This window comes from Streptomyces sp. NPDC054840 (genome assembly GCF_053611065.1).
In genome coordinates this window covers 1-2,526 of record NZ_JBSGZP010000876.1, presented here as the reverse complement: position 1 = coordinate 2,526, position 2,526 = coordinate 1, and the positions used below count along the sequence as shown (strand labels likewise).

Sequence of the window (2,526 nt, the reverse complement as noted above, 5' to 3'; positions counted from 1 at the left end):
CGTCAGGACAGCGCCGGGCGGTGCACGGGGACTCCCTCGGGCACCGCCCGGCGCCGCGCCGCGGAGGTACCCGTCCAGCAGGTGCCGCGCCGGGCCAGCAGGCGGCGGAGCCACAGCTCCATCGAGACGAGTTCCGCCAGCCCGTCCAGCGGGACCGGGTGCCCGTCCGCCGCGTCGAGCAGGGCCTGGCGCACGACCCGGGCCTCGATCAGCCCGGCGTCCGCGAGCAACGGCGACTCGAACAGCTCCAGCAGGCCGCTCAGGGCGGCGCGCAGCCCCAGCCGGGTCGCCGTCTCGTTCGGCACACGGTCCGTGACACCCCAGCCCGGCGGGAACTCGCGCACCCCCGCCGAGGACAGGACGCTGCGCAGGATCGCGGCACGGGCCCCGGGCTGGACCCGCAGGGACTCGGGCAGGGCGCGGGCGGCCCGTACGACCTGGTTGTCCAGGAAGGGGGCGTGCAACCGCTGGCTGCGGACCTCCACGGCCTGCTCGAAGACCCGGTGGTCGGCGGCGTGGCGGGCGAGCAGCGAGCGGGCGCGGGCCTCCCCCGGCCGCAGTGACAGCGGCGGCCGGCCGGCCGCGACCGTCAGGCGGATCGATACTTCCGCCAGTGCCTCCCCCGTGAGCCAGCCCGCCGCCGGTCCCGGGCGGGACCAGGTCAGGGCGGCGAGGGAAGCGTCCACCGGACCGGAGGATCTCTCGGTGACCCCGCCCTCGCGAAGCCGGGCCGCGGCGGCCTCCATGCCCGCGCGGTACGTCGTACGGGCAAGTCTGCGGGCCGCCGAGTACACGGTGAGCGGGACCAGCAGTGACTCCCCGGAGGCTCCGGAGGCGGAGGCCGAACGGGCCAGCGCCGCCACCGGGCGCAGCAGGTGCCGCCGTCGGCGGTCCATCAGGAGGTCGGCCATGCGGGCCGGGTGGGCGTCGAGTACCTGGCGGGCGCCGTGGCCGGTGAAGTGGTCGGCCGAGCCGGCGGCCAGCCGGCGCCGCTCGCGGGCGGCGAAGACCAGCGAGGGGCCGGGTTCGTCGGTCAGCGGGCCGTCGAGTTCGGCGTACGGGAGGGCCTCCGCGGCGGCGGCCACCACCACGTGGTGCAGGCGCGGGTCGGCCGCGATGGCTCTGGCCCGTTCCAGCTCGGCCTCGCGCCCCTGCGGAGTGGCCAGGTCGTTGAAGGTGACGGCCAGCAGCCTCGCGCCGGCGGGACTCAGCAGGCTGCCCGGTGCCCCCGGCAGACCGGCCGCCAGCAGCGCCAGCGTGGCGGAAGCGCTGCCGCCGGAGAGGTCGGCCCCCACCCCTGGGGCCGGGGCGCCGCGGGCGGCGCGCCGGTCGGCGGGGCCCATTCCGGGCACGGGGCCGGGATCGTACGGCGGCCGGGGGCCCCTTCCGGCGGTGGCCGGGGAGGTGTCGGGAGCATGCCGCGGAGCCGTGAGCCGGGCGCGCACCGCGTCCACCAACGCTTCCCGTACGCCCTCCACCGCGCGCTCGGCGTCGACCTCGGGGGCGGCCACGGCGAGCGAGGCGACCTGCTCGTAGCCGGTGATCTCGCGGGAGCCCTCCCGCAGGATGAGCGCATGGCCGGGGGGAATGCGCCGGACCCCGGCGTACGGTGTGCCGTCGCCCAGTGCCTCGGGACTGTCCGGGCAGGCCAGGAGGGCGGCGAGATGGCCGATGTCGAGCTGCGCCTCGATGAGGTCGGCGAGCGGCAGGGCGGCGGTGGCGTACGCCGTACCGCTCGCCCAGGGCGTGTAGAAGACGGGCCGGGCGCCCGCGAGGTCGCCGACGACGGTGATGCGACGGCCGGCCTGGACGACGGCGGTGTAGCTGCCGGACCACTGGGTGAGGTGGCGCAGCGCGCCGCCGCGGGCGGCGTAGAGGGCGCGGCGCAGTTCCGCGTCGGTCGCGCCGCAGCAGCCGAGGACCGCGAGCCGGGTGAACGGGTCGGCGGGATCGGCGGTGAGTGTGCGGATCTCGTCGGGGCGCCAGTCACCGACGGCCCAGAGGGGGTCGGGGTCTCCCCAGAGCAGTTGTGCGCCGACGGGGTGGACGGTGCGTTCCGCGTCCGCGCCCGGGTCGTCCGGATGGGCGGCGTCCGCGAGGCCGCCGCGCAGGGGCGCACCGGCGTCGCCGTAGCCGCCCTGGCCGTAGCCGCCCTGGCCGGAGCTCTGACCGGAGACCCTTCCGGCCGTGCCGAAGCTCGCGGCGATACTGCTCCAACCCACCAACCAGCGCACCGCCGCCTCCCCAGCCCGTGGGCACATGACCGGGGCACAGGCAGCACGGACAGCGCTGAGGGCGCGGCCGCGGGACCCCGGGTGGCTCGGGGTCCATGCTGCCACGGGACAGGCGTGCGAGAGTGGTTAAAGGGGGCGCACAGGCAAACGAACACGCGCTGGCAACTCGGTATTTGACGTTCCGTTCCCACCGTCCCATAGGTCGCTTTCAGCCATTCTTCAGCCGCCGGAAGAGCCGTCACGGGCCGCCGGCGCCCTACGCGGGGGCGCGGTGCGGGGGGCGCCATACGCC

At 76.8% G+C, this 2,526-nt stretch carries 1 protein-coding gene; it reads right to left on the bottom strand.

Features of this window, described 5'->3' with window-relative positions; translation table 11 throughout:
- Window positions 1–2: 2 nt before the first annotated feature.
- Window positions 3–2,234, bottom strand: coding sequence for an asparagine synthase-related protein (locus ACWGIU_RS35340; protein ID WP_453712186.1), 2,232 nt, complete (start codon window positions 2,232–2,234; stop codon window positions 3–5).
- Between the last annotated feature and the right edge of the window lie 292 nt (window positions 2,235–2,526).